The 365-nt window shown below is 69.6% G+C and carries 1 protein-coding gene; it reads right to left on the reverse strand.

The annotated features are described in order from the left end of the window. The coding region (locus tag LC490_RS24280) for a hypothetical protein (protein WP_223621909.1) at positions 1–365 on the reverse strand (365 nt) is incomplete at both ends.

Here is a 365-nt window from a genome sequence, read left to right on the forward strand (position 1 = left end):
GTGCCCGACACGCTCATCGTGTCGTTGGCGGCGCCACAACCGAAGCTGCCGTCGACGTTCAAGGTCGCGCCGGCTCCGACCACCGTGGCCAGTGTGCTGCCTGCCGTCGCCACCACGCTGCCGGCCGGGCCGATGTTCAAGGTGCCGCCGAGCACGCTGACTTCCTGAAGATCGGTCGCGCCCGGGCCGGTGACGTTGAGCATGCCGGTGCCGGTCTTGGTCACGCCTTCGAAGCTGGCCAGCGAGCCCAGGTTGGCGCTCAGGTTGATGTCGTAGACGCGCGTATCCAGGCCGGCGCCGCCGTCGATGGTGCCGAGCACGGTGGTGCCGTCGTGGACGACGAAGCTGTCGTCGCCGTCGCCCAG

The organism is Lysobacter sp. ESA13C, from assembly GCF_019970005.1.
GTDB lineage: Bacteria > Pseudomonadota > Gammaproteobacteria > Xanthomonadales > Xanthomonadaceae > Lysobacter > Lysobacter antibioticus_B.